This is a genomic window from Streptomyces sp. NBC_01474 (assembly GCF_035918215.1).
Taxonomy (GTDB): Bacteria; Actinomycetota; Actinomycetes; order Streptomycetales; family Streptomycetaceae; genus Streptomyces; species Streptomyces aureus.
On record NZ_CP109449.1, the window covers coordinates 2,486,473 to 2,499,993 of the forward strand.

The window sequence follows — 13,521 nt, forward strand, 5'->3', positions numbered from 1 at the left end:
GATCGCATTCTTACGCCGTGTCAGTGGCACGTGCTGTCATACGACCTGCGCGGGGACATGCCAACCGCAGCAACCCCGCCCCGACATGCACGTAGGCACCAGCGCCCGTGGACTATCTGCGGACAGGCAGCCGTCAGATACGCAGAAGCGGCACCGTGACCAGCAGCGACACCACAGGCCCAATGGGCCTCCGTAGCCGTGGGATGGCTGAACGTTCTACGCCGTACCCGGCCTGGGTATCGCTTCATACGGTCATCTGTACTGCCTGCAGGAAGTCTGACCACGAGGGCGCTCGCCGATCGGGCAGGGCGTTGCTGAGGCTGAGTTGCAGGGTGCGGCGGAGAGGGTGGGGGGACTGCATGATGGCCTCGTTTCGGGCGGCCAGCCGGGCGAGTTCGAGTGGGCTGGGCAGTCGATCACTTTTCGTTCCGTTGCAGGTGGCGTGTGCTGGGGCGAGGTTCCACAGGGCGTCCAGATCCGGTCCGTGCCAGGAGCCGACGCTCTCGAAGCGACGCATCAGGGAGAACGGGAACACGTGGTCGACGGCGATGTCATCGCTCATGCCCAGGACGTCTTCGCAGATCAGGCAGCGTCCATGCTGGAAGCCGGTCGTGGCCTCGACAATGCCGGTTACCGAGCGGCGCCGGCGTCTGTCCGTGAGTTGAAGCGTGTCCCAGTCGATGAGGACGCCCTCCTCTATCAGGCTGCGGCCGATGCCCGCGGCGAAGGACGTCTCGACGATGTTCCAGCGGGCTCCCAACTCGGCAGTCAGAGCCACGGCTTGTTCCGAGCGGGCCAACTGGAGCAGGTCGGGGGTCAGCCGCACCACACGGTGTCGCCCCGTCCCGGCCAGCTGATAGAAGGTGTGGGGCACCTTGGTGTCGCCGCGCAGGTTGTGGAATTTCTGCATCACCATCGTCGGCATTGAGCGCGCTGCCGCCGCCAGCAGCCGCTCAGTGGGCCGGCCGGTCTCCAGGGTCCCGGCGCCTTCCTGAGCGGCGATGGTGAGGAAGTCGTTCTCGCCCAAGCTCTCAGCCTGCGGCGCCTGCGGGTTCTGAGCGCAGTGGCGCACCAGGGCAAGGCTGTAGGCGGCGGCAAACTCGGCAAGTGGGACAGACTCCTGTCCCTGCCCACCGAACTCCAGCAAAGCTTGGCCAAGGGCGAACTTGTAGGTGCGTGAGTTGGCCCCCATCAGCACGGCCAGCCGCCATGATGCACGCGCCGAGGCGTCTTGGGCATAGAAGTCCCGGCCGCTCACTCTTCCCCCTTGCGCAGGGCGACGGTCTGCCACCACACCTCGGCACGGCCGAGCCTGTCTACGCCCTCCTCCACAAGCCGCACCAGCCGCAGCCCCGCTCGCTCCCCGTCGCGCACGACGTCCTCGGCGGACACATCGAACATCACACGGTCCGTCGGCGGGTCTCCACGTCGTAGCGAAATCACCAGCAGTCCCGCGGGAGCCAACAGTGAGGCCATCCGCTCCATCGCTCGCCCCCGTTCGGCCGGCAGCAGATGCATCCACACTGCCGACAAGAGGGCCAGATCAAAGGCCCCCTCCAGACAGGGGAGTTCGGGTAGGAAGTCTTCTACCCATGAAACGTCCTCGCCCGGGTACAGGCGCCGTGCGACGTCCCGCATCTCACGCGTCGGCTCGACCGCCACTACCTGATAGCCGCGCCGCGCCAGCGCCGCAGCGTCCCGCCCAGTGCCGGCCCCAACATCCAGCGCCACCGCCGGAGACGGCGGCAGCAGATCCAAAACCTTGCCGTGCACCTCCTCGAAGGAGACGCTCTCATATCGCTGTGACAGAAGCCCGGCATTCTCCGCGTAGTACGCCTGGACGCCCGCCACGGGCTGGCGTCCCACGGGCGGCACATCGGGCCGGGAGTCGGAGTGCTCGCCTGTTTCGACCATGGCCACAAGCTACGGCAGCCATCTGACAGTGGTCGGCGCGCCCGCAAATCCCCGCTGTGTTCGCCCTGTCACGGCTGTCCGGTCAGGGCTCTCACCTGCAAAAACCGCCCGAACAGCTCAAAGTTCCGCTGTCCGGGGCTGTCCGACCAAAGACGGGCTGCAACACCCCGGGGGTTGCAGCCCGTCGGCGAAGCCGACCTTTGAACGGGCGTAGGAGCCGAGGCAACTTCTGATCTGATCTGCGCCTCACGGCGGGGCGAACCGGAGGGCGCGGAGCTTTCCCTACCTGATCGAGACCGGGCTGTGCTCGGACGGTGTTGAAGCCACACCGAGCACCAGGAGGCCCTGCTGGTCGCATTTGTGCACCGTCGCCGCGGAGGTCCCTGCCGGTCAGTCCTTTGTGGTGGTGGCGATCCGGCCGGCGTAGCGCTGCGTCCAGGTCGTGTCGCTGTCGACGGTGACGACCACGTCGTAGTAGCCCTCCTGGGTCGGCCACATGACGACCTTCGTCGCGCCGTGGGCCACCGTGACCTTCTGGGTACGGCCGAGGTAGTCATTGGCGGTGAGCGTGTAGTGCACCGGCTTGGTGCCGTCGTTGTGCAGCGTGAGCTTCGCCTGAGCTTCGTGCTTGGTGCCCTTGGCCTTTAGCAGGTCGACTTCCACGCGCGGGAGGCCACCGTCCCTCGTTCCGGCGGGAGCGACCTGGCCGGCGAAGGAGCGCACAAACCCGTCGTTGGAGTAGATCGAGAACGCGTACTTGCCGTCGGTGGCCTTGGCGTCCCAGGTGTACTTGCGCGTGTTGCGCGCGGTGACGGTGAAGGGCGTGCTGGAGAACGGCTGGTACTTGTCGGGGAAGACCTGGAAGCTCAGGGCCTTGTCCTTCGGGCCGCCGGTCAGGGTCATCCTGGCGGTGACCGTCCCCGTCGCGCGGTCCTCCGAGATCGTCGCGTGCGGATGGAAGCTCAGCGGGCGCGGCTTCATGTGGTCGGGGGAAATCGACACCGACTGGTCGGCCAGTGGGTCCACGAAGGTGGCTGGCCCCGGTTGCGGGTGGGCGAAGTCGAGCGCGCTGGTCAGGTCGCCCGCGATCGAGCGCCGCCAGTCGCTGATGTTGGGGCAACGGAAGGGCTTGCCGAGGTGGGTCGCCCAGGTCTCGAGGAACTTGATCGTCGAGGTGTGGTCGAAGACTTCCGAGGCGACGTACCCGCCGCGGGTCCACGGCGAGACCAGCAGCATCGGCACTCGCGGGCCGAAGCCGAGCGGGTAGTCGCCGACGTACTCGCGCGACGTGCCCGGCTCGGGCCACGGCGGCAGCACGTGGTCGAACTTCCCGTCGTTCTCGTCGTAGTTGAGGATGAAGAGGGTGTGGTTCCAGATGTCGGGGTTGCTCTGCAGGATGTCGAGCGTCTTCTTGACGTAGCGCTCGCCGTGCAGGGTGTCTGCGTCCGGGTGCTCGGACCAGCCGTAGGGCGCCACGATCCAGGAGACTGCCGGCAGCGGGTGTTCCGCGCCCGGCTGGCAGGCGTCATGGAAATTTTTGAGTACCGAGTCGAGGTTCGCGTCGGAGTCGTCGTTCGGCGCGGTCATGCCGGAGTAGTACGTGGCGTTGCCGCGCCAGATCAAGCCGGTGCCGGGCCGCAGCTTGGGGTCGTCGGCGCTCAGCCCTTCCGGGTCAAATCCCTTGAAGTACTTCAGCTCGTTGTCGCCGTAGTCGCCGACCCAGGTACTGATGTAACCCTGTCGCCCGTTGCCACTGTTGTCAGAGTAGAGCCGCCAGTCGATGCCGACCTGCTGGAGCTGCTCGGCCACCGTGGTCCAGGAACGGGAGTAGTTGGACTCATCGGTATTGCCCGTCTCGCTGTTGGCGGTACCGCTCCACAGGTACTTGCGGTTGGGGTCAGTCGGCCCGAACTCGGAACAGAAGTTCTGGTCGGCGATGGTGTACTGCGCGGCGACCGAGTGGTAGAAGCCCATGTAGGTGTCGCTGTGGTAGTTCATACAGCTGGCGCCGTTGTGCTGCAGCCACAGGTCCCACTTGCGATGGTCGACGTCGCCCCAGGCTCCGTGGTCGTTGCCCCACGCTCCGTCGTCGACCTGCGGGGTGACGATGTTGCCGCTGCCGTCCTTCTGCTGGAAGACGGTAGTGCCGTCTTGGAACCGCAGCGCCTGCTTGTCGTTGAAGCCGCGTATGCCCGGGAACGTACCGAAGTAGTGGTCGAGGGACCTGTTCTCCTGCATCAGGATCACGACATGCTTCAGGTCGGACATGTTGCCCTCGAAGCCCTTTGGCAAGACGTACCTGGGGTTCGGAGCGGCGTACGCGCCGCCCGCCCCGGCGGTCGCGCCGAGCGCCAGCGCCCCGGCGGTGACCCCTGTGCTCTGGAGGAACTTACGGCGAGTGGTGCCGGTCGTCGTCCCGGGTCTGTCGCTGAGTTCGGACTCGGATGTCGGGATGTTCGGATCGGGGGCCATGGAAGCTCCTCACAGGGGCCTGGACAGTCGAGGGGGTGCTGCAGCCCGCTCATCGAAGCGAGTGGACACCAACCCTGTGTGAACGCCGGCTGAGCGATCAGCAGGACAACGGCTGCGGGGTGGTCAACTTCTGCGTGTATGTGGCGGTGTGCGTCCTACATGACAGCCGTAAGCCGTGATCTTCATTTGCGTTGTTGGCAGGGTCAGCTGCTGGGATGTGTCAGGTCCGAGGTGCGCCGAACCTCTTGGCGATGAGTTGGCCGCCTGTTTTACTTCGCGCATGATTACGGCGCTCTGTGCCTTCCTCGGTGGGGTGATCGGGAGGCTTCTCCTGGCGCGGCGAGCGCGGCGAACAGCCACTCAGACCGAAGCAGGGGAAGTAGTCTTCTTCCAGGTCGGGGCCAACCTGCCTGACGAGGGGCGCCGATACAGCCTTGGTCACGTACGCGCCGGCGGCAGGTTCCAATGGAAGCCTCGCTGGTCGAGGACGCGGCTGCGTGAACTCCCGAAAGATCTGCGCTACATCCGCGCGCGCCGAGCGACCTTCCGCGAAATGTTGTGGGTCCCGACCAGAGCGCTGGTGATCGAGTGTGAAGGGTCTGGGGTGCCTGTACGGCTATGGGCCTACCCGGAGCAAGCGGTGCACGTAGTGGTGATGATCCGGCGTGCAAGTAGCCCGAACTCGTCGAACGCCCCGGTTTCTGACGTCAGCAGCTGACACCAGCTTGCGCGAACAGCCGCGGCCTGTCTGCCAAGGCTGAAAAGTGGACCGGTATCGGACGCTAGATAGTTGCACGCTCCAGCAGCCTGGCTCGTTGAGTCAGGCCGGGAGGAGTGGTGATCAACGTGGAGGACTGGGCGGAGATCCGTCGGCTTCTCCGGGCCGAGGAGATGCGGTGAGAGCCATTGCGAGGAAGTTGAGCGTCTCGAGGAACACCGTTCGCAGAGCCATTGCGGACGATGCTCCACCGAAGTATCAGCGGGCAGCAAGGGCTCGAACATCGATGTCGTCGAGCCGCAGATCCGCGAACTGCTCGAGCAGTGGCCGCAGATGCCGGCGACGGTGATCGCCGAACGAATCGGCTGGGACCGTGGCCTGACCGTGCTGAAAGAGCGCGTCAGGGAACTGCGTCCGGCGTATCGGCCCGTCGATCCGGCGTCTCGGACGGTCTATGGACCTGGCGAGCTGGGCCAGTGCGATCTGTGGTTCCCGCCCGCCGAGATCGCCAAGTGGCACCTAATTCGGACGTCGTTGCACGGCGTCGGCGATGACCGCTGTCACGAGCTTGTTGACGACTGCCGTGGTCGGCGGGCCGGGGTCGCGGTCTGTGAACAGGAGATGCCCGCCACCGACCAGGGAGAGAGTGAGTGAGTCGATGTCGGCGTCGGCCGCAATGCGGCCCAGTTCACGCTCGTCGGCCAGATAAGCGGAAATCGCTGTCGTGGCCTGGGCGAGGACCGCGATGCCCCCTCCGGGCCTGGCTTGCCGCAGCCGTGCACGCAGCTCGTCCCGGAAGGTAATGAGCGGGATGATTGCCACCGGAATCGGCCCGAACAAGGTGGTCAGCGCGCTGGTGAGGTTGTCGGCCACCGTGCCGCTGCCTGCGGACTCGCGCAGCGCACTCGCCTGCATCTCGAGCTGCCCGGCACGGTCAAGTACGAGGTCGGCGAGGAAGGCGTCGAAGTCGGAGAAGTGCCGGTGCAGGACGCCCTTGGCGCATCCCGCCTCGTCAGTGACGGCCCGGCTGGTCAGCCCGTCCGGCCCGTCCCGCAGAAGCACACGCTCGGCAGCGTCGAACAGTTGCTGCCGCGCGTCGCGAAGGTGCACCCCAGTCGGCACTCACAGATCCTCTCGCGCATCAGCTCGCTAGCACCCGTTGTCGAGTGGGCATGCGCCCACTAAAGTGGGCGCATGCCCACTCTACCGCGAGAGCAACCGGAACCGCCCCCAGCGCAGTCGCATGAGGCCCGGCGGATGGCCGAGTCGTTCGGCGTGGACGCGCAACGCTATGACCAGGCCCGGCCCGGCTACCCCGATGCATTGGTGACGCGGATCGTTGCCGGGAGCCCCGGGCCCGACGTACTCGACGTCGGCTGCGGCACCGGCATCGCAGCCCGCCAGTTCCAGGCGGCCGGCTCCGCCGTGCTCGGCGTCGAACCCGATGCGCGGATGGCTGACTTCGCGCGAGCCCGTGGCCTGCAGGTTGAGGTGGCGACGTTCGAAGCCTGGCAGCCGGCCGGCCGGACGTTCGACGCGGTCATCGCCGCCCAGTCGTGGCATTGGGTGGATCCGGTCGCCGGCGCCGTGAAGGCGGCACGTGTGCTGCGTCCAGGGGGACGGCTGGCGATCTTCGGGCACGTGTACGAGCCGCCAGCCGAGGTGGCCGATCCGTTCGCCGCTGCCTTCCGGCGGGCGGCGCCCGACTCCCCGCTCAACGGCCAACCGGCCCGACGTCCGCTCGACCTCTACCAGGCGGCATACGCAAAGTTCGCCGACAAGATCCGGGAGACCGAACAGTTCAATGATCCCGAACAGTGGCGATTCGACTGGGAGCAGTCCTACACGCGCGACCAATGGCTGGATCTGCTACCCACCACCGGCGGTCTCACCCAACTCCGTCCCGATCAACTGGCCGAGGTACTGGATGCCGTCGGGGGCGCCATCGATTCCCTGGGGGGACGCTTCACGATGAACTACACCACCCTGTCCGCGACCGCCGTTCGCGTCGGCGCCTGCTGAGTCCATCCGTCAAGTCGCCGCCGACCTAGGATCAACGCAGCCGTTCAAATCTCTGCCGGGCGCAGGCGCAGTGCGGCCAGCCACGTTGACGGCCATCTCGGCCAGGAGTTGCCAGCCGGGCGGGTTGCCGATGGCGGTCCAGGGGCCTGATAAGGGATGAGGCCACAGGTTCAAGTCCTGGGGACGGCGCCCACAGGCTAGGGTCGGCACGATGATTGACTACGACGCTAGGGCGGCCGCAGGTCACGGCCGCCGGTGATCAGTTGTGGCTGTGCAGTGCGTGGTAGCGGCGCTCGAACCCAGACGCGAGATGCTCGCCGCGCTGCAGATCGTCGAGGGTCAGCTGCCGGTTGCCCGACTTGATCCCGTCGTGGGCGAGCCGATCCAGTAGCACCTCGTACGTAGGTGGCTCGCCCAGGCGCTCGTATTCGTCGACCCACCGGCGGTAGATGCGCTGCTCCAGTGCGTACCGGCGCAGGGTGCTGGGGCTGACCGGCTGTCCCTTGTCGCCCAGGACACCGGACGCAGCAAGCTGTTGGGACACTTCCTCCCAGGCTGCTCTGCCCTTGGGCTCCATGGCGTGGGTGTCCACGTATCGCTGGTAGGCGAGGTAGTACCGGTCGGGATTCGTGAGCCGCGCGAGCTCCTCGCCCTCCTCCCCTCCGTCGTCAACAGTCGCGGAAGAGTCGAGGGCTACGTCGATCTGCGCGCGGTCCCGCTGCGAGGGAACCGGCACCAAGCCGTCCGACGGAGTCTTGCCTCGCACCGGCCCGACGGGGGGCGTCATGTCCGCACTGTGAGGGGCCGGGAGCTGCTCCGCTGTCACCTCAGGGGGCAGCAGGTGCGGCTCGGGAGCGTCCAAGTTGTAGCGCTGTCGCAGGTACTGCGCGAGCGCTGCCGCATCGGGGGAGGCGCCGAACTCCTCGACATAGGCGCGGGCCACATCCCGGTAGAACGCCGCCCACGTCTCCTCTGAGACCGGCACCTCAGCTTGCGGCCCGTCCCCGTCGCCTATGTCCTGGCGGCCCACGCTCGCCTCAAGCTTGGCCGCATATCCGGCCAGAAGCGGCACCAGCTCCACTTCCGACAGCGGACTGCCGTCTTCCTGGGCAGCCTCATGCTCGACCCGCAGATAGTGCGCGAACTGAGCCGCCGTCGGCACGACCTGATACTCAGCCAGGAAATCCTTATAGGCACCGAAGTAGTCGATTGAATCCGCCGTCTCGGCTTGGTGCGCCGGCAGCTGTTTGGCGAGCCACGGACTCGAAGATTCTGCCGTAAGAGCCTCTGCGGCTTCGATCGGCGGCTCAAGTTCCGGGGTGGTCTGCTGCGGTGCGGCCGGCAGCAGCCGGGGTTCGATCCCGGCAGCCGCGAGCCCCGCCGGAGCCGTCTCTGCCAGTGGCACCCCGTACTTCGCCAGACGCAACGGCATCAGCGATTCCACCGGAGCCTTGCGGCGCCAGTTCCGGCCGAAGCGGGACCGCAGCCGCGCCTGGTAGACGAGCCGCTCCTGCTCCAGCTTGATCACGGCCTCGTAGGAGCGCAGCTCCGCCGAGTAGCCGAGGGGAATCTCACCCCTCGGCCCTCACAGAACCGTGCGTAACAGTCTCCCGTTACACGGCTCTTACCGTCCTGATCAACCGACCCATACGGCCGCCGTTGTGTAGCGCCAGTGCGCGAACATGCGGGGGTATCGACGGGCGATCTCCTGCATCTTCACGGTGGCCTTGCGGTTGGCCGAGAGCCGCTTGTACTTGTGGCGGATCCACCGCACCAGGTAGGCGTTGATGCGCGCCAAGAAGGGGTACAACTCCCAAGGCCTGAAACGGCTGTAGTAGTTGATCCATCCCGCGACCACAGGGTTGATCCTGCGGGCGAGTTCCTGGAAGGACGTGTTGGTGCGGGTGTGCAGCCTCCAGGACCGCACCTCTCGCCCCATCTTCTTCAGGGCGTCCTTGCTGACAGCCGGTTCGAACGAGGTGAAAACCACCCCATTGCGCATCCGGTTCTGTCTGGCGCGGAACGTGTACCCGAGGAAGGTGAACGCCTCGTGCTCGTAGGAGCCGGTGCGTCCTCTTTCCTTGCAGTAGACGATCCGGGTCTTGGCCGGGTGCAGACGCAGCCCGACCTCGGCCATCCTGTCCACCAGAGCTGCCAGTACCTCACGGGCCTGGCGCTCGGAGACGCAGTGCAACACCGCATCGTCTGCGTAGCGTTCGAACCAGATGGTGGGGAACTCCCGGTCCATCCAGAGGTCGAATGCGTAGTGCAGGAACAGGTTCGCCAGGACGGGAGACACCGGAGCCCCTTGTGGGGCAATGCCGCTTATTTAAGAAACGGCAAGGATTTTGATGTGGGGTGGGTCCGGGTGACGGGTCGTGGTTTCGGTGCGGAGTTTCTTCCTGTAGGCATGGACGTGGATACGCTTGACGGCTCGTGGACTACTGCGGTTCCGTCGGCAAGGGTTGAGTCTTTCGATTATTTCTGCATATGCCTTGTCAAGGGCGTTCGTGAGGCGGCAGGGGGGAAAATCCCGCCTGGTCGGTGACCTGACGGCGGATGACGCGCAGTGAGCGCATGAAGGACAGTCGGTCCGGGTCGATGTCGGCGTGGTCGGCTGCCTCGCACATCAGGTGCCTGACCGCGTAGTGAGTGAGAAGCAGTGCCCAGATCTCCTGCTCGACCATGTCCGGTGATTTCGAGCGCAGTACGCCGCCGTGGCCTCGTTGATGCGTCTTGATCTCGTCCAGGCTGGATTCGAACTCCCAGCGTTCGGCGTAGGCGGCGGCAAGTTCGGCGGAGCTGGCCTCATCCGGGTTCATGATGGTGGTGATCAGGCAGAAGATCTCGCCTTTGCCTCCACGGTTCGTGACTTCGTACTCGACGACTCTTACCGGGATCCCGGACGGCTTCTCGATGGCGGCCGATCCACGGTGGCGCTGATTCGCACGCCGGTTGCGGACCTTGGGGTCGAGGAGAAAAGACTCGTACGATCCGTCCTCCAGCGGCCGGACGACCGGCAGATGAGGACCGTCGGGCATGCGCCACAAGAGGTCCGCACCGGTAGCGGCAGCGGCTCAGGGCTTGATCAAGTTCCGTTGAGGTCGGGCTTGTAGGTGATGCCCAGGATGGGGAGGGCTCGTTCGGGTTGGTCGCGGATGGCGCGAGTGGTCTTGGCGATGTTGGTCGCTCCGAGGGCTTTGAGGGCTCCGATTGCGAGGTTGCGGAGGGCGGCCATGACGCGGGGTGCGTTGCCGGCGTGGACGGTGGAGGCGTCTTCGGCGAAGGTACGGTCGCGGATGTGGTGCTGGGCTTCCACGATCCAGTGTCCGCGCAGGTGGGAGGCGAGTTCGGCCGGTTTCGCCTGGTGGGCGTCGAGGCTGGTGACCGCGTAGACGGTCTCGCGGGTCTCCTTCCTGCCGGTTGCTTTGCGGCGGCGGTGGACGCGGAGGGCGAGCTTCGCGTGGGGGAAGGCGATGCCGCCGAGGTTGTCGGCGATGGCGAGAGTCTTGACCGAGCGGGACTCGCGACGGCCGTGTCCTTTGTTCGAGGCGGTGTGCTGGATGGCCACCGCGTGCCAGTCCAGACCGTCCAGCTGGGCCCAGGCGGTGGGCTGATTGGGCTTGATCACGGCCACGTAGTGCGCCTTCTTGGTCTCCACCAGCCAGGCGACATTGGCCTTCACGGAGTGCAGCGCGTCGAAGGTGACCACGTCTGCGTCCAGGTCGAGCGGTGCAAGCAGGGGCTGGAAGTGCCGTGTCTCGTTGGTCTTGGACCCGACCTCGGCCTGGGCGAGGGTGACCGGGCGGCCGTGGGTGACGGCGGACAGCAGGTGGCGGCGGGGCTGGCTCAGACGGGCGGAGCCGCGCAGTGCCTTGCCGTCCACGGCGATCACCCGTCGTCTGCCCGGGGCTGCGGCGGTATGGCGGTGAGCCAGCCAGGCTCCGACGGCCGCATCGAGTGCGTCGGCGTCGAGGCGCTCGAGGACCCTCCCGATCGCCGATCTGGACGGTGCATGCCGCCAGTGCAGCAGGTGACGGCGCACGTCGAGCGCGGCGAGCAGCCCGGCGTCGGCACGGGCACCCCACTCGGCGAGCTCGTCGATGGTCCGGGCTCCTGAGACCGCGGCGGCCGCGCAGACCAGCAGGATTGAGGCCAACGAGTACCAACGGCCCCGCCGGGAGCGAGGATCGGGCACCGCCTCCAGGAAGAACCGCAGGTCAGCCACGTCGTCCGGGTTGAGCGGACCCAACTTGGCCAACACGGCAGGGATCGGGGAAGATGAGACAGCGGACACGGGAACCCTCTTGATCACTCGGCTTAGACACCTGAATGATCACGGATTCCGTGTCCGCTCTGTCATCCACCCCAACCCGCGGCATCCTCACGCCAGTTGGGCGAACCCGGGAACTTGCGCAAGCCCTGGCAGCGGCTTCCCACAGACGGTACGCGTAGAATCCCCGGTCGGCGGTGACCAGCATGCCCGGTTCGAATTCGGAGACAAGCTGTCCAGCGAGAACTCCCTCATCCACTCGCCAGGGACCCAGCCGCGCAGCCACCACTGCATGGGTCCCGCATTCACCCAGCCCCACGATCTTCACCTGGGGGAAAGGCGCCGGATTCGCCTTTCCCCCGGACCGGCCGAACTCCGCATCGTTCGCCGGGGTATCAGGAATGTCCAGCACGAACCCGTCGATGGCCATCAGCCGCCACCGCCCCAGCCACGCCCCCTGTGTCCCCCGCTGAGCACAAGGCACTGCCACCCGCTCGAACAGCACTCGCAACGGCTCCGGCCCCAGACGCCGGCGCGCCTGCGAAATGGCACCCGTGGTAGGAACCGTCCAGTCTTTCCGCCAGGTCCCCAGAAAACGAAGACCGTTGACGAGAAGACGCATGACTTCCTCGTACGACTCCCCGAAGAAGAGGCACAGGGCCAACACGTAATAGACAACAACACGCGCCGGAAGCAGACGGGACCTCTTCTCCGTCCGCCTCGTCTCCGCGAGAACCTCATCGACCAGATCACGATCGACCAGACGCGTCAGAACCCCGACACCCACCCGATCGGTCAACCGGACACCCGAAACCGCCGCCGAACCATCCCGCACCCCACCCATAGGTGAGGAAGATAACCGGTCCACCGGGAACAACGAAGCGCCGGTATCGCATAGTTGACTATCCACAGGCAGCCCGGGCGTGCCTCTGTGCATATGTGGACGGCGGAACGCTAACCACTTATCTAAGTGGCATTGCCTTGTGGGGTCCCCTGCTCCCGTTCCAGCAGGGTGCCGTCGGGCATGACGAGCGGGGCAGCGAGCCACCTCCGTACGTACAACTTCACCCAGACGGCGTCGGTGTGCGCCTCCACCGCCTTGACCAGCAGGTCCCAGGGCACGCTGTCGAAGAACTGGGCGATGTCAAGTTCGACCACCCAGGCCCTCTTCCAGCAACGCTCACGGCACTTCCCCACTGCGTCCAGGGCAGACCTCCCGGGCCGGTATCCATAGCTGTCGGGATGGAAGATTGGCTCCACCCTCCGCGTCAGATGCCGGGCCACTACGGTCTGCGCCACGCGATCGGCGACAGCAGGAATGCCCAGCATTCTCGTGCCTCCACCGTGCGGCTTGGGAATAGCCACCGCACGCACCGGGGGTGGGAAGTACGAACCCGATGACATCCGATTCCAGACCCTGTAAAGATTGTTCTTCAGGTCACCCTCAAAGTCATCGATGCTCTGTCCATCCACGCCGGGTGCGCCTTTGGTGGCCCTGACGTCCTCCCATGCCTCCTTGACTTCCCACTTCGAGATATCAAACGGCTTGGTCGGTGACTTCAACTGGCTCATCTCACTCCTCCCGGACTCTGTCCGGTTGATGCGATCACCTCAGTCACGAACGGCCCGGTCCCTTCGCTCCACCCCCATTACAGGGGCTTCGTCACTACTACGAACCGGTCCGCCGGCCTGCCCTGCCTCGGTACTCGACCCCTCGCAGATACAGCTACTTGGGGCACTCCCTCTCGCCACCGCAGCGCGGCGGACAGCATCAAGGCAGGCCTTCTCCTGTTCCGTGCGGAAGCCGCAGCCCGGGCTCACGTCGCCTGCATGCCGGACACCGCCTGGCCAATAAGCGAGCACCCGCCAGGCTCATCCCGGAGTAACTGTGACACCCCGGTTTTGATGTCGTCTTTATGATTTCGACACGTCAGCAGCGATTCACTTGTGTTCGTCTTCCCGGACCCCACCTGACGCCTCCTGGACGCCTTTTCCTCATCGCTCACCACAACGGTCTTCAACCCAATGCAGCATGAGGTGGTTTGAAGTCTCCCCCCACAGGGCGACTCCGAAGGGCCATACCTTCATCTCCCGCACAGCATCACTTCTAGAAGTTGCCCTA

Annotated in this window: 9 protein-coding genes and 3 pseudogenes; 2 read left to right on the forward strand and 10 right to left on the reverse strand. The window is 65.8% G+C overall.

Features of this window, described 5'->3' with window-relative positions; translation table 11 throughout:
• Window positions 1-244: 244 nt before the first annotated feature.
• The 3 genes from OG758_RS11760 to OG758_RS11770 form a co-directional block, all read right to left on the reverse strand.
• Window positions 245-1,258 (reverse strand): HNH endonuclease, encoded by a 1,014-nt coding sequence (locus OG758_RS11760; RefSeq protein ID WP_326709944.1) that lies wholly within the window; start codon window positions 1,256-1,258, stop codon window positions 245-247.
• Window positions 1,255-1,914 carry a class I SAM-dependent methyltransferase gene (locus OG758_RS11765; RefSeq protein WP_326709945.1) on the reverse strand — a complete coding sequence of 220 codons (660 nt, stop codon included), beginning with the start codon at window positions 1,912-1,914 and terminating at the stop codon, window positions 1,255-1,257. Before OG758_RS11765 ends, OG758_RS11760 begins: the two co-directional genes overlap by 4 nt.
• A 390-nt stretch (window positions 1,915-2,304) precedes the next feature.
• Complete coding sequence (locus OG758_RS11770) at window positions 2,305-4,386, reverse strand: alkaline phosphatase family protein (protein WP_326709946.1); 2,082 nt, start codon at window positions 4,384-4,386, stop codon at window positions 2,305-2,307.
• A gap of 837 nt (window positions 4,387-5,223) precedes the next feature.
• On the opposite strand from OG758_RS11770, the pseudogene OG758_RS11775 reads away from it, so the two are divergent.
• Window positions 5,224-5,611 (forward strand): annotated as a pseudogene (locus OG758_RS11775) (helix-turn-helix domain-containing protein); the annotation flags it as partial.
• A gap of 12 nt (window positions 5,612-5,623) precedes the next feature.
• On the opposite strand, the gene OG758_RS11780 reads toward OG758_RS11775, so the two are convergent.
• On the reverse strand, window positions 5,624-6,226 hold the full coding sequence (locus OG758_RS11780) for a TetR/AcrR family transcriptional regulator (protein ID WP_326709947.1): 603 nt from the start codon (window positions 6,224-6,226) through the stop codon (window positions 5,624-5,626).
• Window positions 6,227-6,298: 72 nt separating this feature from the next.
• On the opposite strand from OG758_RS11780, the gene OG758_RS11785 reads away from it, so the two are divergent.
• Window positions 6,299-7,126, forward strand: coding sequence for a class I SAM-dependent methyltransferase (locus OG758_RS11785; protein ID WP_326709948.1), 828 nt, complete (start codon window positions 6,299-6,301; stop codon window positions 7,124-7,126).
• 1,320 nt (window positions 7,127-8,446) lie between these two features.
• On the opposite strand, the pseudogene OG758_RS11790 reads toward OG758_RS11785, so the two are convergent.
• The 6 genes and pseudogenes from OG758_RS11790 to OG758_RS11815 all read right to left on the reverse strand — a co-directional run.
• Window positions 8,447-8,675: pseudogene (locus tag OG758_RS11790) on the reverse strand (DUF2637 domain-containing protein); the annotation flags it as partial.
• Window positions 8,676-8,762: 87 nt separating this feature from the next.
• A complete protein-coding gene (locus OG758_RS11795; RefSeq protein ID WP_326715875.1) occupies window positions 8,763-9,455 on the reverse strand; it encodes a reverse transcriptase domain-containing protein in 693 nt (230 codons plus the stop codon).
• Window positions 9,456-9,624: 169 nt separating this feature from the next.
• A pseudogene (locus OG758_RS11800) lies at window positions 9,625-10,200 on the reverse strand (transposase); the annotation flags it as partial.
• Window positions 10,201-10,214: 14 nt separating this feature from the next.
• The gene (locus OG758_RS11805) at window positions 10,215-11,390 is read right to left on the reverse strand and encodes an ISAs1 family transposase (RefSeq protein WP_326708336.1); all 1,176 of its coding nucleotides are present in this window, start codon (window positions 11,388-11,390) and stop codon (window positions 10,215-10,217) included.
• The gene (locus OG758_RS11810; protein WP_326709949.1) at window positions 11,347-12,243 is read right to left on the reverse strand and encodes an IS4 family transposase; all 897 of its coding nucleotides are present in this window, start codon (window positions 12,241-12,243) and stop codon (window positions 11,347-11,349) included. Before OG758_RS11810 ends, OG758_RS11805 begins: the two co-directional genes overlap by 44 nt.
• A gap of 122 nt (window positions 12,244-12,365) precedes the next feature.
• The gene (locus OG758_RS11815) at window positions 12,366-12,971 is read right to left on the reverse strand and encodes a reverse transcriptase domain-containing protein (RefSeq protein WP_326709950.1); all 606 of its coding nucleotides are present in this window, start codon (window positions 12,969-12,971) and stop codon (window positions 12,366-12,368) included.
• Window positions 12,972-13,521: the final 550 nt, after the last annotated feature.

Bases quoted from the DNA above. Each gene is read 5' to 3' on its own strand.
- OG758_RS11810 (WP_326709949.1), bottom strand. From the start codon at position 12,243: ATGGGTGGGGTGCGGGATGGTTCGGCGGCGGTTTCGGGTGTCCGGTTG.
- OG758_RS11785 (WP_326709948.1), top strand. From the start codon at position 6,299: ATGCCCACTCTACCGCGAGAGCAACCGGAACCGCCCCCAGCGCAGTCG.
- OG758_RS11765 (WP_326709945.1), bottom strand. From the start codon at position 1,914: ATGGTCGAAACAGGCGAGCACTCCGACTCCCGGCCCGATGTGCCGCCC.
- OG758_RS11770 (WP_326709946.1), bottom strand. From the start codon at position 4,386: ATGGCCCCCGATCCGAACATCCCGACATCCGAGTCCGAACTCAGCGAC.
- OG758_RS11815 (WP_326709950.1), bottom strand. From the start codon at position 12,971: ATGAGCCAGTTGAAGTCACCGACCAAGCCGTTTGATATCTCGAAGTGG.